This window comes from Geomicrobium sp. JCM 19055, from assembly GCF_000698185.1.
GTDB classification, from domain to species: Bacteria; Bacillota; Bacilli; order Bacillales; family Marinococcaceae; genus Geomicrobium_A; species Geomicrobium_A sediminis.
The window spans coordinates 1-19245 of sequence record NZ_BAXL01000013.1; the positions used below are offsets into that span (position 1 = coordinate 1).

Genomic DNA, 19245 nt, shown 5'->3' on the forward strand with positions numbered 1-19245 from the left:
TGGAAAAAGATATAGGTATAATTGAATTCATTGTGTAATTGATTTAACATGATAATCCTCCTATTATATGAAATTATAGATCTAGACAATTTTTAAAATAATACAACCTTATAGACTAGTTATTAAGGTCTATTTAATTATAATTAACTCAAGACAAACATGGAAGAGCAAATCAAAAGTACCTCCGAATTAATTGTAAATATGTAGCAATTAAAACTCAGCATATTTAATTGAAAATTCTTTCTTTATAGAGATATGCAAAAGGAATACTGATTTACCGGGTTTTTAATTGAAATTTCACGTACCATAATTTTATAATAAAATACAAAAAGATCAGTCAATAAAGCTAATGTTACATTTATATTACAAGTGAATTTTCCGTCATCTAACATCTTAGAACTGATTAAATTTGGGCAAAAAAAATAGCCTTGAGCTTATATTTCTGCTCAAGACATTTCTTCTCTAAGGACTTATTACATATATATTACCCTATTTTTCACAAAAAAAACAAGTAAATTACATTAGAAATTACCTATCCATATCTCATCATTTCGATACATTATATCGTTATCACCACAATAAAACTTCAACTGATCATAATCATTTTTCGTGGCATGATATTTACAATACTTTATCTTTAACCGATAAACATTCCCTGAAATTATAATTCTCACATTGTTACCTCCAACACCTTCTATCAAACGTTGCATTCGACTATACATGTCATCTTCTACGTCATCCGGAACAGGTATTGTCATTTTAATGGCTTTTTCTGATAGAGAGGAACGTTCAGGCCAAGGGGTATCAAATCTCAATTCTTGTTTCTTAATAGTATGCAACTCGCCATTATCTAATTGTATTACTAATGGCCGTGTATGTATAATACGTCCTCGGTATGCAACTAATTGAATCCAGTTGAATATACGTTGATGATTATCATATAGAGGGATGGTGTTAATTATATCCGGAGTAATACCTTTCCTCTCTAGATCATACATATCTAAGTCTTCGATTTGGAAGCTATATTTATATTGCTTATTATATTTAGAATACTCACAAGGAATTTTTTCTCTTATGACTAATTCTCTTAGAGTACTGTCGCTAATCCCTAAGTATAAAGCGGCTTTATGTAATGATAGACCAGGTGGTAGCTTCAATTTCTTTTCTAATTCATGCACTTCTTCAGCTCGAAATAAATTTTTAAAAGGGCCATGTACAGTTGTTGTTCGAATTGGATTAAGTATCCCTTGTCGGATATAATCCATGACGTGTTGTATCTTACATCAAGAATCTCCACCACCTGTTTTTTGTCATAATACAAGGTAACACCTCCACCTGCATCATTTTTACAAATAATGGATGCTTGAGATTGTCAATTCTCGCAAATTAGATTCACTTACACGCACCTACATCTATCTAATTGTCCATATGGTTGCGACACTATTAAATACTTAAACATCATAACATAATCATTATAACTAGTATATTTTAACCAGTAAATTATGTCCATATAGTTGGAATATTATAAAATCACACATCTCTCCTCTCTACATCAACTCATAAATTATGATATAATAAAAACCTAAAGAAATTACGGGTTTCTTTAGGTTTTTGAAAGAAGCGAATAAATGTTCTTGTTTTTGGATCGATCCTCAAAGGCATGAATTTTCTGGCATTACATTGTAAACCTATCATCCTCGCTTCGTTAACAAATCCTATCCGTGATCGAAAGGAAGAATTTTACATGTTACCTGACATCTCATCATCACCTAATCAGCAAACTTCCTTAACGTTACATCAACCAGACACCTTTTTAAATGATCACTTATATGTACAACTCTCACAAAACGGGTTCGATCAAGTGAATTGGAGTGAGATTCCAGACGAGTTTCTTCTATATATATACTTACACAAAAATCCACAGCTCGGTAAAGATCGAACACCACAAACGAAAGCGAAATACCTGGAAAGTTTGAAACCGTTTATGAGCTATGCAACAGAGCATGGCGGAATTCGTTCTTTAACAGCATCTCTGATTTATGCGTATCAACTTCACCTGGAACGAGATAAAGAATATAAACCAACAACGTTGAGCCGGCATACCGTTGTGATTAAGCAATTTTTACAGTTTTTGTATAAGGAAGAGATGATTGAGCGTGACATTACCACGAAAATGATTAAAGTGGCCAAACCGAAAGACCAACTGGTCGATCGGGACCTACATGAAGACGAGGTGAAGCAACTCCTACAGCATTTCAAGGCGCATGATTTTTTTCACTTACTCTCTTCTTTCCATCCTCCTATCAACCGGAATGAGAATTGCGGAGTTGGCCAACGCGGACATGGAGCGCTTAGTGTGGCGCTCGTCTGAACAAGCGTACTTTCTAGATGTTGAAGGTAAAGGGAAGAAGCAACGACCGATTGTGATCTATGAAGATGTGCTGTTCATTATAAAAGAACTTCGCAGACAACGAGGGATTTCAGAGGATAGCAAACTAGGTCCTTTATTTCCTAAGACCAACGGCAAACGATACTCGGCTACCTATTTAAGTGGCCATTTTAAACACTTGCTCTATGAAGCGCCATTCAACTTTATTCGATCACGCAAAGACCCTATCACAGCTCACACTTGTCGTCACTACACGGCTCAATATTTAATTGAGCAAGGTGCTGATCTTACCGCAATACGTGATGCACTTGGTCATGCATCAATACAAACAACCGAACTTTATCTCAAGCAACGTAGGCGTTATTCGGAGCATGTAGGATTAAAAATAAAGCCAATGACTATGTAGAGTCACTGGCTTTTAACAATTTCGTAGTCACCACTATCCAAATCCCCAAGGATAGTAATAAGAATTGTAAAAGTTAAATTTATACTACGATTATGGTAAGGTACCTTCAATTACTATAATACCGTCCGGTGCCGCGCTCACTTTATTTGAAGAGTATTCTGGTCGAAAAATCGTTTGTTTAATCACGTTATTAGTTTCTTCATATTCGTCTAATAAGTTGTTGATATTATTAAATAACCCTTTCAACGATGTTGGAGTTATATTATCATTTTCTATTTGTATAATTTCGTTATAAATTTCCTTTAAAATACCCACAGTATAATTAATTGTGTTTAATTTTAGCAATACATAATTATGATCTTTATACTTCTTTTCTATTTTTTCACCATTACGAATAATAGAAGCTAATCCACCATAATAATCATATATTAAACGATCTTTTTTAAAAGATAAGCTAATACCACTATCATCACTATCAAGTTTATTATTTCCACCTGGATTATCAGCTGAACTCTCACCATCTTCATCTCGACTATCATTATTAAATTCCCTCCCAGATGATGGAGAATCCTCGTCTTCGCCGCTCTCATTACTTGTTTCTAATTTTATGACATGCTGTTTTAAGCTTCCAGTTTTCAGTGGATGAGTTGCAATTATTAATTTTATCAAATTACTATGTGTTTCATTATAAATCGTGCCCGAATATCTAATTTCATCTATTACTTTTAGTTGGTTGCTTGCTGTCTTAATTCTTTCTGTATCGAAATGTTTTGATTCCATTGTCGATCCTTTAGCTTCGACTAAATAAGATTTATTAGTTCTATTATCTATACCCCATAAGTCTGGACGATTTTTACTTTTTTTGCGTTGACACCGATTCTATACCTCTGTTTGTTAAATGTTGCATATGTCTTATTTTATAAATAGATTGCATATGTATCTGCGCACACACCATACCAATAAAATAAGCAACCGCAACTTTTTCACTTTGTTCCAGACTATCAATGTATTTAACTTTATATTTAGTAGGATCAATAAAAGTTAACATAGTTTTTATCTTCCATTCGAGTAACTCCTGATCATGCAATCGGTGTGCGTATGGTGCTAATCCTACTATAATAGAACCCCTAATTAGACTTAGACCATTGGCAGATATATTCAGATCTTGACTAGTTGGATCCTTAAAGTAATTGCCTAAACCACTATAGTAATTATACTTAAAACTCATGTTTTCTCCTGCTCCTTTAGCAGCCACAGCATAAAACACATTCAAGAATTTTACTATGGGAATGATTAGTTTTTAACTATCTCCTATACGTATCAAAGAAACCCCACGTTCGATTTCAATAACTAACGTAATCGCTTAGTAAAATACATGGCAGCATCCTTCTCGTTAAGGGATGCGTCAACGCCTTCATCTGAGTATTTCAACTATATACAATTAAATCATAACTTCCTGCACTATTGCCATATAAAATAGAACGAAGGAAAGCTAGACTAGCTTTCCTTCGTTCTTTAAGGGGTACCGCCAACATTTTAACGAAACTATACGCTAAGATAAACATAAGCTTTTTAAAGAAAGAACATATTATTACTGTTCATTTAATGGACATTATTCATTAAACAAAAGGAGAAACAACTAAGCATTCATTTATAGCTATTAAACTGACTAATTTCCTTAAACGCACGAATCAGATCCGTATACGGTTCTTTCATACCATTATCAATCCAGCTCATCAACATATTCCACATTCCCCCAGCATTAAAAGCTAAAGCATAGATTAAATATTCATCCTCCACAAGGTACGCCAACTTATTAGTCACTACTTTATGAACATATGGCAATTGTTCATTAAAACTTTCCAATACAACATTCGATAAACCATTATTCCTTAAGGTAACGAAAAAGTCTAACTCATCCATACACAAATGGATAAACACATGACTGATTTTATCCATTGATAATTGATCCATTTCTTGAAGACGACCGATAAACTCTTCGGCCAGCTGATGAATATATTGATGTAGCAAACTTTCTTTCGTATCATAATGTCGATAAAATGTGCTCCGGTCTACATCGGCTCTTTGAGCAATTTCTGTTATCGTGATTTTGTGAAAGGGCTTTTCATGCATCAATTTCATTAACGCATCTAATAGCCACTGCTGTGATTTTAAGGCCACTGGATTGTCCGTTTCGTACTTCATTTAGCCTTCCTCCCTTCTGCAACACTCATCTCAAATATGTAGTACTTACACAAATTCTATTGCTACTAATGTAAACCCAGTATATAATAACTTCAAAAGTGCAACAAGTGTTGCAGAGGGGCGGCTACTCATGGCTGGTTTAGTAAATAAAGGGATTGTTAAAGGGGCAAGTTTGATGAACTTAAAAAAATCGAATAAACTACTACAAAGTTGCTCCTGAAGCACTGGAACATATCATGGCTTTAGAAAGATATGTACGAAAAACGAAGATCGATCGACAGTTAAAAGCACTAATTAAAGTTTATGTATCAAAGTTGAACGGTTGTTCTTTTTGCATAGAAATGCACACAAAGGAAGCCAAGAAGCTAAAGATATCGGATGAAGCGCTAAATGAGCTGAAGAACTGGAGAGAAAATGAGTTATTTAATGAAATGCAAAGAGTAGTATTAGAACTCGCGGAACATATTACACATATTTCTAACTTAAGAGTAAACGATGAGTTATATCACAGAGTCAGAAAACTTTATGATGAAAAAGAATATATTGATTTAGTAATGGTCATCAATCAAATTAATTTATGGAATCGACTAGCCATTTCTATGGGTAACACTTCTAGTAATTAAATATTAAAGGTATTCATGAAATGTTAACTCAGGAAAGGTACCCAACAACCTTGTCGATTCTCAAAAAAGGCGTAATTCCTGTTAGTGGATGTTTTTACACATTCCCTCGAAAAAACGGAATAAGAAGAGTGACTCTAGAAAGTTCACCCTTCATTATATAGTAGTGCGTCTTAACTACTCTTCAACGCTTTCCCAATGTACTGGTACATTTTCGCATCTATCTCATTTTGTAAATCATTCCCAGGATATTCAGCATGGTATGTTTCAGCCGCTTTTTGTAGCGCAGGATCGTTAGCCGTAAAGGTATTTACGAAACTTTTCCGAAATCGCGTTAAATGTACTCTCACTATAAATCATGACGTTGCGTATGGTTCAAGTGAATATCCAAACTTTTTTTTATGTACTTTAGAAAGGGCATCACCCGATCTTCTAAACACATTGCTACAGCCCTCAACTTTCTGAATAATTTCTTTTTATTCAGTCCGTAACCGTTTCGAATAACGTTTTATTCACTCTTTCCACGTCCGTTTTGCGCTTAGGTGAAGCACTTATACAGGCACGCGAAAAGAAGCTCGATCCCTTTACAACCTTAGGCAGAACAAAATTTCACAATCACTTAGAGAAATTGGATGAATGGAAAAAACGTTCTTTATACTTGATTACATTTTAAATGAATCGCTGCGGAGGCGTGTACAACTAGGACTTAATAAAGGAGAAGCATGAATGCATTGGCTAGGGCGATCTTCTTTGGAAAGCATGGTGAATTACGACAACGAGCTTTAAAAGATCAACTGCAAAGAGCAAGCGCATTAAACATTATAATCAATGCGATAAGTCTTTGGAACACCGTTTATCTTACAGAAGCCACGAATCAGTTAAAGAAAAACGGTGCGTTAGATGAGGACTTGTTAGCTCATGTATCACCTCTTGCGTGGGAGCATATTAATTTCCTAGGGGAGTACACATTTAAGTCCAATAGTAAGGCTGGTCTACAGTCATTACCTTCATTGAATATAAGAAAAGCAGAATCTCCTTAACGTAGAAAAATTCGGCATTTTGTTCCAAATATTGGTTTAGAGTATATTTCCGTTATAATGTTGGCTGTACCCCTTTACCCACTACTCTTCAATTCGGTTTCCAGCAAGGCTGTATGTCTCTAGTCCGTCTCTTGGTCCAATTGCTACAATAAACATCGTTACAGCTTCTTTTGTCTTTAAGGCTTGGTAAATCACTCGATATGGGGTTTTTTATTCTTAATCTTGCAGAATCGAAGCAACGACCGATCGTGATTTATGAAGATGTATTAGATATTATAAAAGAACTTCGCAGACAACGAGGACTTTCAGAGGATAGCAAGCTAGTTCCATTCTTTCCTAAAACCAATGGCAAACGATATTCGGCTACCTATTTAAGTGGCCACTTTAAACATCTACTCTATGAAGCGCCTTTCGACTTTGTTCGGTCACGCAAAGACCCTATCACAGCGCACACTTGTCGTCACTACACGGCTCAATATTTAATTGATCAAGGCGCTGATCTTACCGCAATACGCGATGCCCTTGGCCACGCTTCAATACAAACTACTGAGCTTTACCTCAAACAGCGTAGACGTTATTCGGAGCATGTAGGATTAAAAATAAAGCCAATGACATTAAATAGTCATTGGCTTTATTTTTAGCCAGCGCACCAGGCAATTACGGTAATGCCATCATGCCCTAACATTAATTTAATTAGGATCACACTGAATCTGTTCTATGTAAAATAACCCTTACAAAGCACTTAAATATGGCTTATAATAGACCCCACGGGAAGATAATTCCAAACGGGAACGCTAATATAGGATGGTGGGTTGCATCCTCTTCTTTCTGATCTATGTCAGATCAGGAAGGGGGTGTATATTATGGTTGTAACGTATGAAGCACTATTTCTAGCACTCGCTGTAGGAACGCTTGTATATACGATCGCCAAAAACCAAAATGACGAAGAAAAAAAAGTAGTCATCCCACCACTCCACAGGTAAAGGTGACTACTCTTTTTCGGAAAACAAATCTGAGGAAGTAAACCCACCATTACGTTAGTTACTACCTCTAATACTGCCTGTCAGTGTGCAACACTGACGGGCTTTATTAGTTTATACTCATATTTTAGCAAATATGCAGGTTAATAAGCAAGTTTACAAGAAAAGCCACAACTAATTGCAGCTAACTTCTTTTCAACACCTTTTTGATTTAAGTAAACTAGGAAAGAAAAAGTGTTGATAAGAATCAACACTTTTAATCTTATACAGCTGCCGCCAGAGTAAGAATGGTAGCTCGATGATTAATGACCAATAGGAGTTCTCTTAGAGACTCCCCCAAAGACGTTTAGAATTTTAATATATAAAATTACAAGAAAGCAAAGTAATGATGAAAACAGAAAAAAGTAGTCACCTCCACCATCCAAAGTTGTGGTAACTACTTTTCCGTTCTCAACATAGAGGATTAGTAACCCACTGTACTTAGGTGAATCTCTTCCCTCTAATATTGCCTGTCAGTGGTCGCAAACTGATGGGCTTTATTAGTTTATAATCATATCTTAGCAAATATGCAGAGTAATAAGCAACTCTCAATATACATCTTTATATCCACATTAAGAGCCTTTTAATTGACTGCAAATTAATTCGTATAGTCAAGATACATTTCCAACGCTCTAACTTCTCGCTCCGTAATATAGTCAATAATTTGACTGAAATCAGCTTTTGCACCTGCTACATCTAACGCATCATAATAACTTTGTCGCGATTCAACTTCAATAATGACCGGCAGATACCCGCAGCGTACTAATTCTAGATTCATGATCAAACGCCCGGTACGTCCATTGCCATCTAAAAAAAGGATGCACATTGACGAATTTGCTGTGTAGCATAGCTGCTCTTACAATTGGGTGTTCCGAATCAGCAATAGACGTCTCATACCAATTCATGAGATCATTCATATGTTCTTTAATTAAATAAGAAGGCGTAACTTTATGCGAAGCACCTTGAATCAGAACCTCTTCACTTCGATAAGAACCTGCGCTCTCATATATGCCTCTCAAGATGATTGCATGTATATTTCGAACGTCTCGCTCTGTAATTTGATTGTTTGTGATATTCTCCACATACAGAATAGCATCTCGATGGTTAATGACCTCTAAGTGTTCTCTTAGAGATCTCCCCCACCAACGGTAATCCCATCCTCTAATATCGCTTTTGTCTCATTTAACGTTAACGTGTTTCCTTCAATCGCATTGCTATGATAGGTGCTTCGAAGGATATAGTCTTTCTGTAACGAATGCAACGTGTGCAAATTCATCGGCCGTTTATGGTCTAATACTTCTTTTAAGTTCGTGGCTTTAGCTAAAACGTCATTCATTCCATTCACTACCTTGTCTTGTGATTTATCAATCCTTGCTAGTGGAATTGTGATAAGTTCCTTTTAAGCCAGTCACTAATCTCATCGAGGTTTACATCATGTTGAACAATTTTCAACGTAAAATCAACCATTTCTCGATTACTTGTCATTAACTCATACCCATTTTTGTAAAGAAAAATAAAAGTAACTAAATTAGAGGTTCGTTTGTTCGCGGAAGCAAAGCAATGATTTTGAGCAATACTCTGATAGAGTGCTGCTGATTTAGAATAGATACTTTTATAAGCATCCTCGCCCATCACAGACTGTTTCGGTCGACTCAGTGCTATATCAAGCAAATTCGGGTACAACACCTCGATCGTCTCACCTGGAGAGAACTTCTTCACTTGTACCGCATTCAAATAAATGACTTCCTCGGCTGTTAGATACTTAGTGGCCATTCTATCTGTCCACCAACTCTTTGTAGCCATCTCCGTATCGATTCAACGCTTTATTTAACCCTTCGATAAAGTCTTCATCGTCAACAAAATCTAAATGCTCTAATGAAGCTTTTTTTAGAAAGGGTTATCGACCCATCATCATTTAATTGAAACGACAAACGATCTCCGCGTTTCGCATTCATGTGTTTTAATACTTCATGAGGCAATGTTACTCCGTCTAATTTACCGACATTCGTTATTTTTCGTTCCACTGCATTCACCTGCATTCACCGCCATAAATAAAATAAATCCTTCTTATAGCTTAACCTGATATTATAAATTTTATTACAATTATAATTTAAGATCAATTTATAATTACAAGATTGATTCCTTTTTAATAAACAGGCACACCTTTAAGGGACTCAAGATGTGCCTGTTTTTATAGGTATCCCTCACTAATTTAATGTTCTAAACAAACGCCTTAAATTAATGGCAACATGGTTAGTTCCTACATAAATGACGTCTACTTGGAATCCTTTGGATTTAGCATGTTTTATCTGACGTATAGATGTTTTGCTTGCTAATGTGGTTTCTATGGAGAAGTCTTGATTTAATTGAATACATTCATTGACGATCTGAAGTGCCTCTTTCCCTGCACGGAGCGTAGGGTTTTTAGTTGTTCGATTCTCATGTTTTGTAACTAAGGCATCGGGATCAATATTAATCACCGACCCTATATGATCATAAAACATGAAGGACTCATGATAGCGGTTCCATACCAGAATCTTTTTCTATCCGTCCATCTGGATATTCTCGAACAAGTTCCGAACCTTTTTGGTAGACGATATACGTATTATTCATTTTTGCATCGAGCATCGCTCGTTCACCGGTCATCTTCACGACTTTTCGAAAACGTTCAACGTCAAAAACCATTCCTTTTTCCCTCCTATTAGCTCTTCACAATATACAAGATACATTGGAAAAGCTAATCGTTAGTTTTGTATACGAAAACAATTGATCTTGATGTGATTGATATTTATAAATCTAAAGAAAGTACAGCCTGATCTTTTTCAACTTAGGTATATACCTCAATATATCGTAACGTTTCTCTTATGCTGCTGTGGTTGAGTAACCCTAACTGGGGAGAAATCCTAGTATATTCTTAACCAATCAGCAAACGAATTAAGTTTGTAACATCATTATCTGACATAAATCCATTATAACTGCTAATATATAAGATTTAAAACCGAACAAGAACAGCCGTCACCTAAAATAGTGGAGCATTCTTGTATAAGTTGAGTTGAAATGGAAACCATATAATCAAGGCTCTTCCATAGATCCTTTTCAAATCCGCAGGCAAGCTCTAATGAGCGTGCTTTTTTTCATATTTCCAATTCTTAAACATATACTGATACTGGAGGGAGCCGTTTAAGACTTTGTTAAGACTTAAATGCTGTGAACCCTCCGCCAAATTTTTTTAATGATGAACTTAATTCTACAAATGTGATCATGACATTGGATATCACTCAACTTCTCGCAAAAATCATACGTTGACCTTAAAACGTTCAATTAATGTGCGCGCTTTTTTTCGTTTTCTGCATACTTTTGAACTCATTACACATAATATAAATGTCGCTCCTGAGACAATTCCTAGGTTATGGTATTCAGCTGACACGCCCTTACTCCGTTGGGCGTGTTTTCCTTATGAGCGCATATTATTATTTAGACGAATGCAGAATTGCTTAGAGCAACGTTTTTTTTAATTGACTCTCTAAAGTTTGAAAATTCTTCAGCAAAGTATATCCCAAGCAAATTTGTAGAAGAATATAAATGCTTCTCTCTGAGCAATCTTACTTTATGGTCATGTGGTTTGACACGTCCCGTTATGGGTGTGTTTTTTTTATGTATTTAATTTGACCTAGAACTCTTTAATAAAGAGCATTTTTAAATTTTGAATTCCTTATTGTCAATTATAATTACAGTGTCTGATAACTGCTCTGCCATCTCTTTGGTTTTTAAAACTAGAGCAAAAATATTCGAATTGCATTGCTTCGCTCCTTTTATTAATAACGGAACACCTAGTGTGTCTAAACCTAACCCCCTAGATAGTCCGCCCCCTAAAGTCATCGATATTGGAACTGTTGGAGATGTGTTAGAGAAAATCACTTTATCAAATCCCTGTGAATAAGGTAATTGTTTAAACAACTCTGCCAGTGCAGGAACAACCAATTTAGATCTTTTTCGTCTAATTGTAAACACTAAGTTTCCTTGATCAGTTTTTCATAAAATATTAACTTTCCCGGCATCTTTTTTTGTTAGTTTATTGAAAAATTTGATATCAAGAATCTTTTCTTTTGATAATGATGAATTTGATGTTGTTAAAAGACCTAAATGGTGCGCCGAGCTATCGAAGTCGTATGAGTACCACCATAGTCATTATAGATATAAAAATCATGTAGCTCATATACCTCCTTTGTTCTTGACCTTACTTTTGCCAACCAAATCATAAATGATTCATTGTCTTGGCAGACCAGCTAGATATATTTTGATACACTTCCATTGGGTTGAATTTTTAAAAAGCTACATTGTACTTAAGTGTCATTATAAAATTCTTATTGCATACAATGACATTAGCCATCCGGCAACAAGGCTTGTAGTCCTTTCTTTTAGGCACGTTCTGATGAACGTGCCTTTTTACGCATAATATTAGATTAATTTAGCACTAACTATTACCTTAAATATCAGGGTATAAAGTTTACATCTTAATAACAAGCGCACTCTCTCTTCAGGTGCTCTTTTGCAAAAAAACACGAGGATTATAAGAAAAACTTTTTTTTACGATTGCAAAATGCCTAAACAAAGACTAGTAGCAAGAAGCTCTTTATTGGCTATGATTTAAGGTTTAATCCATATCTTGTTACTTCTATGGTTTTGAACAAAACTTCCGTTTTAATCCTATATTTGAAGATTAGAGCACAAAAAAGCCCAGTTACGGGCTTTTTTTATAATGTATATATATCAAAAGAGGGGGTACAATGACAATACCCTTTAAACTAATTATTTAATGTTACACTTTTATTAAATCAATTTTTAAATAAAAATTGATTTTAATCATAATGTTCATAAGATTACAGTACTAGGGCGGATCCTTCCTTGCTACGAGCAATTGGCAAATAGGCTTCTAAAGAAGGTAAGTCCCACTCAAAAAAAAGTCTGGCAGACTAATGAGAGCTTACTTTTTTCTATTGAGTAATACAACGATAACCTCGTTATATCCAACTGCTAACGTAATCGCTTCAATAACCGAAATGGTAATATCCCCTTCATTAAGGGTGTGTAAAGGACCGTTCATAAGCATTTCAGCCACTATAATTAATATCATAAATACGTTACTAACTCTTTATATTCAGTAGTTACATAATAAAAGCGAGAGTCTTAGGATACGACAACAAAGGCGCAATTTTAATTAAGATTTTAATTGTCTCATCAAATACTCAGAATCTTTGCCAACACCACAAATAAGCGCTGATCCGCGACTATGTTGCCAAGGTAACCCAATATAATATAATCCATCAATTGGACTAACACCCCTTTTATGTAGAGGTTTTCCGTTTTCATCAATGGCTCCTTCAATATCAATCATTTTATAGGAAGGAGTAAAACCTGTTGCCCAGATAACTTGGTCTGCTTGGAGCTTACTTCCATCTTTAAATGTAACATTTGCTCCATCTACTTTAATTACTCGAGGCTTAATTTTTACCTGCTTTCTTCTTATTGCTTGTTTAAGCTCTTTTCCAAAAATAGGATCATTTTGTTTTTGAAAGAGCTTTCCTCTTTTCGTATCCGTTCCTGCATACAGAAGGCGGAGTTTCTCTAACCAATTAAAAATACTTTTCCCTACTACTTTTAAGGGTAAAAATTTAGGTTGATGCGATATAGAAAGTGTCACTTCACAAATGTTTGATAGTTCAACTGCAATTTGCGCCCCTGAATTACCACCTCCTACAATTAAGACAGAACCACTATTTAATGATGATGAATCTTTATATTCGGATGTGTGTAAATGGGAGGTAGCTGCGTCATTCTCTATTACAGAGGGAACATATGGTTGTTGAAAAGCACCAGAAGCTACAACTACTTGATTCGCATTTAAAATTCCTTGTGATGTATGTACCTCGAAGTAATTAGCTTGCTTTTCAACCTTTATAACCTTCACACCGAGTTGATAAGGTAATTGAAAATGTTCAACATAAGTCTCTAAATAATCTGCCATTTCATCTTTAGTTGGAAATGACTCAGGATCGCCGTTCATTTCTAATCGAGGTAGTGAAGAATACGATCTAGGTGTGAATAAAACTAAAGACGTGTAACGTAATCGCCAAGAATCACCGATACGTTTATGGTTATCTAGCATGATATGATTATCAATTCCGTCGCTTTGCAATTGTTGACTCATTGCAATTCCAGCTTGACCCGCTCCAATAACTATAACTTCGTAAACAGGTTGCATTTATATACCCCCACACAGTATTGTTTTAATTATATACTATATTAATACTAAAGTATCTATATAATAAATTTTCTTTAATAAGAAAAAAAACAATTTCAATTGTTATGAGGGTTTAGAGCATGGTGCTGATCTTACTGCAATGCGCGCCGCCCTTGGCCACATTCCAATACAAACTATTGAGCTTTACCTCAAACAACGTAGACTTATTAAGAGTATGTTGGGCTAAAAATAAAGCCAATGACTATCTAAAGCCATTGGCTTTATCAAGTTTATCATTATATCTCGTTTGTCACTTATAACCACACCATAGTGATACAGTTTCATTTTTGCTTAAACGTTTAATGTCCGTTGATTTTGTCCATGATGAAACTAAAAAAAAGGTTGAAAATCATGAAAAAAGACACAAAATTTGTTACTGCTAATGGTTATAAATCAGCAGCAAAATCACAGATTGAGAAAAACAGAAAACAGATTGAGAAAAACAAGAAAGTTGTAGAGAAAAATAAAAAGGAAAGCTAACGTTTCATTAGCTTTCCATCACCTCTTTTGATCGTTTGATTACTCTTTTATTACGTTCAATTAATTGTTTGTTTGCTCTAATTTGTTTTTGAGTATGACTAGACGCGGAATAACTCTTTCTAGCAGGAAGTATTTGCCCTGTCTTTCTTACTTTTAAATGATTTGCCATATTAACTCTCCTCCTTCCAATTAGAATGATGTAAAATTAGCCCGTTAATAGTTAGTAGACTCATAAGCTCCGAAATAAATACACGATCCTTTTCATCTTCTCCAATAAGAATTTCCGATGATACATTGAGCCTCATAACCCAAGAGAATTCTTCAATTTCAATGTACCACACATAACTTGTATAGTCATTTTTCTCTTGAATAAGAGGGGCATTTACATCTAAATTCTCATCTATTACGAGATTTAAATCAAACACATCCATGTAATTTGGATCTATATTTGTAGTACCTATTCCCCTAGAGCCTAATAATTGAAACTTTCTCTTACCATGGGGTGCTTGATAAGTAACTTCATATATCTCATATCCTGCCGGAAATTCAAAATGACCATAATTCATTCTTCCTCCACTTATTTCAACCATATTCCTACAGAAATTATCTAACAACCGTACATACTTTTGAATACCTCTTTCAAGTAGTTCAATAGTTTCTGTATTCTCTTGTAACATGCTATTCGTCTCATTAATAATTTGAATCTGCTCTTCCAATTGATTTGTTAATTTTTCGTTCTTATCAATTAGAATTTTCAATCGATTATTATCGGCATCGGTATTAAGTTTATATTTTTCAAGTTCAATCCCTATCTCTTGTGACATGTCTACTAATGAATATAACGCTTCATCTTCTACTGGGCGCATATTTCTATAAAGTAAATAATTAAATTTAGAGTGATCTGGTTGGCTTAAATTTTGTTTGCCAAGCATTTTAAGTATAATAATTACCGGTAAAGTAAGAATTATCAAAAACAGAGCACGGGCCCCAAAAGTATCCGGGTACATTTCTAAAATTAGAGGTAAGACTGGTGTGAAAATTTGAACACCCATAGTAGATACAATTAAAGTTAACATAGACATCAACCAGTGTTCTTTCAAGTTTTTTGCAACTACTTTGATTCCTTCTAAACATTGCAACCACAAATTTGGATAATTACGGTCTTTTCCTAGTTTTAATAACTTGATTAACTTCGGCAATGTTTTCTTTATAGTTTCTAAAGTATTTAACTCAGTTTTCATAACATCTCCTACTAATAATTTAACTTCTACTAACTTTAGAATAGAAGCTTTATTATCTCTTTCTTCTACCACTATAATCTATTGTCTATATGCTTAAAACCTATTACATTGCTTTTTTAATGTTCAAATTGCATAACACTCAACAAATCATTGCTTTCGTTGGTATGTTTGTTACTCATGCATCGACCATTTTTGTTCTTACACTAGGTGACTCAAGTTAATTTAATTCTCTATACAAATTCTCTCTATCTCGGTGTGTATAAGCCCTCTATTATTAATAGTTATTTGCTACTTCTCTGCGTCATCACGTTCATTCACCCCAAAAAAAGACACAATTAGCGATTAACACGCAAATTATGCCTTTGAGCGTACGATAGATTGTTATTCATTAACCAATGTGTTCGTCTAAGACCTCATTCAGTTTAGAGAAGTATGTTTGGCCATGTAGGAACGAAAGCAAATGCTTATCTAAACGTTCTACAGCCACCATAACAAGGTCTAGATCCCTTTGATCTCGCTCATTACATTAACCGCTATGTTCCTGGCTTAAATAGGACAGACGAGTCGCTAATTGGCTCCAGTCAATGGCTTGTGCCTTAACAATTTTTAAATCAGCGTTATATCTTATTTGATTAGATACCATCCTCATAAATACCTTGATTCACATACATCTCCCATCTATCATCCATCATTACTTGATACTGAAACGTTGCATTATCCACCTTGTCTAGATAGCTATCTAGCTTATCAATATATCCATAACGATCCTTCACATGATCAAGTAAGTAAGTCACTGCATTACCTTCAATTTCAGTCCGCTTACTACAACCAAACCAATCCTTAAAGGCTTCATCCTGGTTGACATAAGCATCTAGTTTTTTGCTCTCTTCGTCTGTAATAATTAATGCAACTGTATAACGCATCATTGTTCGCTCCCTTATTATTGGTATTTAAAAAAAGCATAACCAAAACCAAATAAACGGTTTTAGTCATGCCTTTTCTTAGTTTTTATTGTCAGAGTTCCAGGCAATCTCTTGGATTGTTTTGCTTCTTCCCAAATTTGTTCAATACATATCAATTGATCCATTAAACGGTCGATTCGACTAGGAATGTTCGCCTGCTGAAACTTATCTTCTAGTTCCTGCAGCAGACATTCACAGCTTTCACGAACTTGCCAATAGGTGTTCATCGGGAACTTCATCTCCATAAAATTACTTTTGCTTCACAATCATACGTCCTCACAATTCTTAGCCATGCCCATAGACACTTACCTAAGTCAGTTAGGTCAATACAATCACGTATATCTTTTACTCAAATGAAATTCATGTCTTCTAAACCTTCTAGTTTATCAATCACGTTACCTAGAACTTCACCATCGGAATAAAACGAATCAAGATTCTCCACAAAAAAAAGAATCGCGATGTTTTAATGCCCAATTAATGACATCACTCACAAAGCGGTTAAGCGATGGAGCATCCGCGTTCAAGATCTTTTCTGGAAGTACCTTAAATTGTTCTCTAATTGCACTGGCCCAGGCATATAAGTAACGAACCCATCCTCTGGATAAACATTGATGTACAAACCATCAGCCTGCCTCTTTTCTTTCCCTCTCTACGTATCGATTAGCAGCTCTGTATCCAGAAAAACGAGTCTCCATTCTTGATGCTGCCAGACGCTTCTCCAAAGTTGGTGCAGGGTACTTAATCATATTGTTCTCTCCTTCAATTATTTTAGTGCTACCTGGTCTGTTCCTCTAGTTTCTAGAACAAAAAAGCATTGCTAAAGAACCCTTTTGTTTTAGAGTTTTTAACAATGCCTTGTTGTTGGTTTTTTTTGATGGATCTGTTGTTCTTTTTAAGGGTGATTCATCCGATGCAACCGTAGTTATCATCATATCCATTTCATCCCTGCGCCTATCAAAAGGATAAGGGGGACGAAAAGCAAAGTAGGTAAAGATCATTCATTCAAAATAATCATACCTTATACCTATTCCATTTGCAAACTAAATCGAAGTGACTGCGAGGTTTCTACTGTTCAATACGTTGTATAATTAAGTAGTTGTGAATAATCTTAAAGAGAAGGAGGAGATCAAATGAAGTATTTTTATGGAGTATTAGCAATACTTGGGACAATACTTCCCTATTCTCAGTTGTTACCGTGGTTATATCACTATGGCTTTAATCTGCCACAATTCTTTGCCGAGATGAGCCAGTCGAGAATGGGGGCGTTCGCTTGGTGGGATGTGATCATCTCCATTATTGTCATCATCGGTTTTATCATTTACGAAGGAAAGCGTAAAGGAATGAAGTATCTATGGATTCCGATTATTGCTACACTAACGGTTGGTGTTTCTTTGGCCTTGCCTCTATTTCTCCTGTTTCGACAGATGCATTTAGATAAACCAATTGAAGTTGATGTGTTCAATGATGTAAATTCTTTATATGATCAGAGTGAAAAGAAAGACTAGGAAGGACATTATTATTGTCTATTCCTAGTCTTTCCATTGATTACTGAAAGTGGCCTTGTCTCCCCGATGTTGTCGACTGTGTCGGCGTTTTGCGATCGAACGAGAAATGGAACCATCAATAACAATTCCAAGTGAAAAGAAGTATGAGATATTTAAAGTTGGCCAAATTTAATGCCTTTGTTCTGTTAAGGCTCCTATTAGTTAAAGAAAATTTATTACTCGTGGCTAAAATCTAAGTTTGCTGGTTACTCTGGTAGATCCTCTTATCATAGCATATTGGTCGTCTGCTTTTTTTTGAAACCTCTTCAAATTTAAACTCATCAGATCACATCTTAACATGTCCAACAAACTATATAAAAGCTATCTCCTGTGTGGTAACCCATAATCATGACAATAAGTTGACACGCCTCAGACATTGAGGCATGTTTATTTTACAAGATTGTATACTTTCCTGTTGAACTTGTACATAATTTTACTACAGCAACTCTTTGTTTTGTTCTGCATCAACCTTGACACGTCTCATTACGAGGCGTGCTTTTTTTGTATATTTTATAACTTATTCCACAAACTACAAATGTCTCTCCCGAGACACATTCTTAGGTTATGATATTAAGTTGACACGCCTTAACTCCTTGGCGTGTTTTCTTTATAGCAGTTATACGTAATGATAATGGTTGTACATGTCTCATCTTACTGAGGCTTTTTTTAAATTCGATGTATATAATCTTAATAATAGGTGAAATTATTAATGTCCATTCCAAATCCCGCATAAATGTATGTACCAACTTTGACACGTCTCTTAATGGGGCGTGCTTTTTTATATAAAGCAACCAGAACAAAAATCAGAAAATTAACACAAGTCACCTATTACACTATATATTATTTCTATAGTGTGTGGGGTACACGAGCAATGGCTTTGAGAGATTGCCACTTTACGTAGTGAAAGTCTGACCCGTACCGTAAGGAAGATAACGAAAAATATCTAGCACCAGCAGGGTTAGAATTCACATTAAAGCTGATACCAACATTTTTTTGAACCTTCACAATGTTAAACGTTTACAGTCTTTTGTAATAGTA

General features: G+C 35.1%; 24 protein-coding genes and 2 pseudogenes. 7 read left to right on the top strand and 19 right to left on the bottom strand.

The window, feature by feature from the left end:
* Positions 1–521: 521 nt before the first annotated feature.
* Positions 522–1265 (bottom strand): hypothetical protein, encoded by a 744-nt coding sequence (locus JCM19055_RS12130; protein ID WP_042359911.1) that lies wholly within the window; start codon positions 1263–1265, stop codon positions 522–524.
* A gap of 479 nt (positions 1266–1744) precedes the next feature.
* Here JCM19055_RS12130 and JCM19055_RS23875 point away from each other — a divergent pair, with 479 nt between their 5' ends.
* Positions 1745–2371 (top strand): site-specific integrase, encoded by a 627-nt coding sequence (locus JCM19055_RS23875; RefSeq protein WP_052366280.1) that lies wholly within the window; start codon positions 1745–1747, stop codon positions 2369–2371.
* Positions 2313–2795, top strand: coding sequence for a site-specific integrase (locus JCM19055_RS23880; RefSeq protein WP_193745408.1), 483 nt, complete (start codon positions 2313–2315; stop codon positions 2793–2795). The genes JCM19055_RS23875 and JCM19055_RS23880 overlap by 59 nt, the downstream gene beginning before the upstream one ends.
* 90 nt (positions 2796–2885) lie before the next feature.
* On the opposite strand, the gene JCM19055_RS12140 is transcribed toward JCM19055_RS23880, so the two are convergent.
* From JCM19055_RS12140 to JCM19055_RS12150, 3 genes are all read right to left on the bottom strand, one after another.
* Positions 2886–3575, bottom strand: coding sequence for a hypothetical protein (locus JCM19055_RS12140; RefSeq protein WP_042359912.1), 690 nt, complete (start codon positions 3573–3575; stop codon positions 2886–2888).
* A gap of 73 nt (positions 3576–3648) precedes the next feature.
* The gene (locus tag JCM19055_RS12145; protein WP_152549860.1) at positions 3649–4050 is read right to left on the bottom strand and encodes a hypothetical protein; all 402 of its coding nucleotides are present in this window, start codon (positions 4048–4050) and stop codon (positions 3649–3651) included.
* A 392-nt stretch (positions 4051–4442) separates the two neighbouring features.
* Positions 4443–5000, bottom strand: a complete 558-nt coding sequence (locus tag JCM19055_RS12150; protein ID WP_042359914.1) for a TetR/AcrR family transcriptional regulator — start codon at positions 4998–5000, stop codon at positions 4443–4445.
* A gap of 224 nt (positions 5001–5224) precedes the next feature.
* Here JCM19055_RS12150 and JCM19055_RS12155 point away from each other — a divergent pair, with 224 nt between their 5' ends.
* The 3 genes and pseudogenes from JCM19055_RS12155 (at position 5225) to JCM19055_RS12165 (ending at position 7301) form a co-directional block, all read left to right on the top strand.
* On the top strand, positions 5225–5623 hold the full coding sequence (locus JCM19055_RS12155) for a carboxymuconolactone decarboxylase family protein (RefSeq protein ID WP_265182119.1): 399 nt from the start codon (positions 5225–5227) through the stop codon (positions 5621–5623).
* Positions 5624–6214: 591 nt separating this feature from the next.
* A pseudogene (locus JCM19055_RS25485) lies at positions 6215–6660 on the top strand (Tn3 family transposase); the annotation flags it as partial.
* Positions 6661–6860: 200 nt separating this feature from the next.
* Positions 6861–7301: a site-specific integrase gene (locus tag JCM19055_RS12165; protein ID WP_052366282.1), complete on the top strand. Its 441-nt coding sequence runs from the start codon at positions 6861–6863 to the stop codon at positions 7299–7301.
* 976 nt (positions 7302–8277) lie between these two features.
* Here JCM19055_RS12165 and JCM19055_RS29540 read toward each other — a convergent pair.
* The 10 genes and pseudogenes from JCM19055_RS29540 to JCM19055_RS12195 form a co-directional block, all read right to left on the bottom strand.
* The gene (locus JCM19055_RS29540; RefSeq protein ID WP_265182086.1) at positions 8278–8457 is read right to left on the bottom strand and encodes a hypothetical protein; all 180 of its coding nucleotides are present in this window, start codon (positions 8455–8457) and stop codon (positions 8278–8280) included.
* Positions 8411–8761: a Fic family protein gene (locus JCM19055_RS31735; RefSeq protein WP_370543109.1), complete on the bottom strand. Its 351-nt coding sequence runs from the start codon at positions 8759–8761 to the stop codon at positions 8411–8413. The genes JCM19055_RS29540 and JCM19055_RS31735 overlap by 47 nt, the downstream gene beginning before the upstream one ends.
* Positions 8762–8805: 44 nt before the next feature.
* On the bottom strand, positions 8806–9015 hold the full coding sequence (locus JCM19055_RS29545; RefSeq protein ID WP_265182088.1) for a hypothetical protein: 210 nt from the start codon (positions 9013–9015) through the stop codon (positions 8806–8808).
* A gap of 38 nt (positions 9016–9053) precedes the next feature.
* Positions 9054–9452 (bottom strand): type II toxin-antitoxin system death-on-curing family toxin, encoded by a 399-nt coding sequence (locus JCM19055_RS12175; protein WP_042359916.1) that lies wholly within the window; start codon positions 9450–9452, stop codon positions 9054–9056.
* 80 nt (positions 9453–9532) lie between these two features.
* Positions 9533–9718 (bottom strand): AbrB/MazE/SpoVT family DNA-binding domain-containing protein, encoded by a 186-nt coding sequence (locus JCM19055_RS31740; RefSeq protein WP_152549861.1) that lies wholly within the window; start codon positions 9716–9718, stop codon positions 9533–9535.
* A gap of 168 nt (positions 9719–9886) precedes the next feature.
* Positions 9887–10159 (bottom strand): hypothetical protein, encoded by a 273-nt coding sequence (locus JCM19055_RS12185; protein WP_265182089.1) that lies wholly within the window; start codon positions 10157–10159, stop codon positions 9887–9889.
* A gap of 31 nt (positions 10160–10190) precedes the next feature.
* Positions 10191–10364, bottom strand: coding sequence for a hypothetical protein (locus JCM19055_RS27375; RefSeq protein ID WP_193745410.1), 174 nt, complete (start codon positions 10362–10364; stop codon positions 10191–10193).
* Between the two features lie 1011 nt (positions 10365–11375).
* Positions 11376–11938, bottom strand: a pseudogene (locus JCM19055_RS12190) (DUF3189 family protein).
* A gap of 725 nt (positions 11939–12663) precedes the next feature.
* Entirely contained in the window at positions 12664–12813 is a 150-nt protein-coding gene (locus JCM19055_RS27380; protein ID WP_193745411.1) for a hypothetical protein, read from the bottom strand.
* 84 nt (positions 12814–12897) lie between these two features.
* On the bottom strand, positions 12898–13941 hold the full coding sequence (locus JCM19055_RS12195; RefSeq protein ID WP_042359917.1) for an NAD(P)/FAD-dependent oxidoreductase: 1044 nt from the start codon (positions 13939–13941) through the stop codon (positions 12898–12900).
* Positions 13942–14331: 390 nt separating this feature from the next.
* Between JCM19055_RS12195 and JCM19055_RS29550 the strand changes: the two genes are divergently transcribed.
* A complete protein-coding gene (locus JCM19055_RS29550) occupies positions 14332–14460 on the top strand; it encodes a hypothetical protein (protein WP_265182090.1) in 129 nt (42 codons plus the stop codon).
* Positions 14461–14467: 7 nt separating this feature from the next.
* On the opposite strand, the gene JCM19055_RS27385 is transcribed toward JCM19055_RS29550, so the two are convergent.
* From JCM19055_RS27385 to JCM19055_RS29555, 5 genes are all read right to left on the bottom strand, one after another.
* Entirely contained in the window at positions 14468–14629 is a 162-nt protein-coding gene (locus tag JCM19055_RS27385; RefSeq protein WP_193745412.1) for a hypothetical protein, read from the bottom strand.
* Position 14630: 1 nt separating this feature from the next.
* The gene (locus JCM19055_RS12200) at positions 14631–15773 is read right to left on the bottom strand and encodes a hypothetical protein (RefSeq protein ID WP_265182091.1); all 1143 of its coding nucleotides are present in this window, start codon (positions 15771–15773) and stop codon (positions 14631–14633) included.
* A 560-nt stretch (positions 15774–16333) separates the two neighbouring features.
* Entirely contained in the window at positions 16334–16624 is a 291-nt protein-coding gene (locus tag JCM19055_RS12205; protein WP_042359919.1) for a hypothetical protein, read from the bottom strand.
* A gap of 62 nt (positions 16625–16686) precedes the next feature.
* Positions 16687–16890: a hypothetical protein gene (locus JCM19055_RS12210; RefSeq protein WP_042359920.1), complete on the bottom strand. Its 204-nt coding sequence runs from the start codon at positions 16888–16890 to the stop codon at positions 16687–16689.
* Positions 16891–17286: 396 nt separating this feature from the next.
* A complete protein-coding gene (locus JCM19055_RS29555; protein ID WP_265182092.1) occupies positions 17287–17409 on the bottom strand; it encodes a hypothetical protein in 123 nt (40 codons plus the stop codon).
* A gap of 384 nt (positions 17410–17793) precedes the next feature.
* Between JCM19055_RS29555 and JCM19055_RS12215 the strand changes: the two genes are divergently transcribed.
* Entirely contained in the window at positions 17794–18168 is a 375-nt protein-coding gene (locus JCM19055_RS12215; protein ID WP_042359921.1) for a DUF2834 domain-containing protein, read from the top strand.
* Positions 18169–19245: the final 1077 nt, after the last annotated feature.

Bases quoted from the DNA above. Each gene is read 5' to 3' on its own strand.
- JCM19055_RS12130 (WP_042359911.1), bottom strand. From the start codon at position 1,265: ATGGATTATATCCGACAAGGGATACTTAATCCAATTCGAACAACAACT.
- JCM19055_RS27380 (WP_193745411.1), bottom strand. From the start codon at position 12,813: ATGATATTAATTATAGTGGCTGAAATGCTTATGAACGGTCCTTTACAC.
- JCM19055_RS12210 (WP_042359920.1), bottom strand. From the start codon at position 16,890: ATGAACACCTATTGGCAAGTTCGTGAAAGCTGTGAATGTCTGCTGCAG.
- JCM19055_RS27375 (WP_193745410.1), bottom strand. From the start codon at position 10,364: ATGGTTTTTGACGTTGAACGTTTTCGAAAAGTCGTGAAGATGACCGGT.
- JCM19055_RS12150 (WP_042359914.1), bottom strand. From the start codon at position 5,000: ATGAAGTACGAAACGGACAATCCAGTGGCCTTAAAATCACAGCAGTGG.
- JCM19055_RS12195 (WP_042359917.1), bottom strand. From the start codon at position 13,941: ATGCAACCTGTTTACGAAGTTATAGTTATTGGAGCGGGTCAAGCTGGA.
- JCM19055_RS12165 (WP_052366282.1), top strand. From the start codon at position 6,861: ATGGGGTTTTTTATTCTTAATCTTGCAGAATCGAAGCAACGACCGATC.
- JCM19055_RS31740 (WP_152549861.1), bottom strand. From the start codon at position 9,718: ATGCAGGTGAATGCAGTGGAACGAAAAATAACGAATGTCGGTAAATTA.
- JCM19055_RS12175 (WP_042359916.1), bottom strand. From the start codon at position 9,452: ATGGCCACTAAGTATCTAACAGCCGAGGAAGTCATTTATTTGAATGCG.
- JCM19055_RS12205 (WP_042359919.1), bottom strand. From the start codon at position 16,624: ATGCGTTATACAGTTGCATTAATTATTACAGACGAAGAGAGCAAAAAA.
- JCM19055_RS29540 (WP_265182086.1), bottom strand. From the start codon at position 8,457: ATGAATCTAGAATTAGTACGCTGCGGGTATCTGCCGGTCATTATTGAA.
- JCM19055_RS27385 (WP_193745412.1), bottom strand. From the start codon at position 14,629: ATGGCAAATCATTTAAAAGTAAGAAAGACAGGGCAAATACTTCCTGCT.
- JCM19055_RS23875 (WP_052366280.1), top strand. From the start codon at position 1,745: ATGTTACCTGACATCTCATCATCACCTAATCAGCAAACTTCCTTAACG.
- JCM19055_RS12140 (WP_042359912.1), bottom strand. From the start codon at position 3,575: ATGGAATCAAAACATTTCGATACAGAAAGAATTAAGACAGCAAGCAAC.
- JCM19055_RS29555 (WP_265182092.1), bottom strand. From the start codon at position 17,409: ATGATTAAGTACCCTGCACCAACTTTGGAGAAGCGTCTGGCAGCATCA.
- JCM19055_RS12215 (WP_042359921.1), top strand. From the start codon at position 17,794: ATGAAGTATTTTTATGGAGTATTAGCAATACTTGGGACAATACTTCCC.
- JCM19055_RS29550 (WP_265182090.1), top strand. From the start codon at position 14,332: ATGAAAAAAGACACAAAATTTGTTACTGCTAATGGTTATAAATCAGCA.
- JCM19055_RS29545 (WP_265182088.1), bottom strand. From the start codon at position 9,015: ATGAATGACGTTTTAGCTAAAGCCACGAACTTAAAAGAAGTATTAGAC.
- JCM19055_RS23880 (WP_193745408.1), top strand. From the start codon at position 2,313: ATGAGAATTGCGGAGTTGGCCAACGCGGACATGGAGCGCTTAGTGTGG.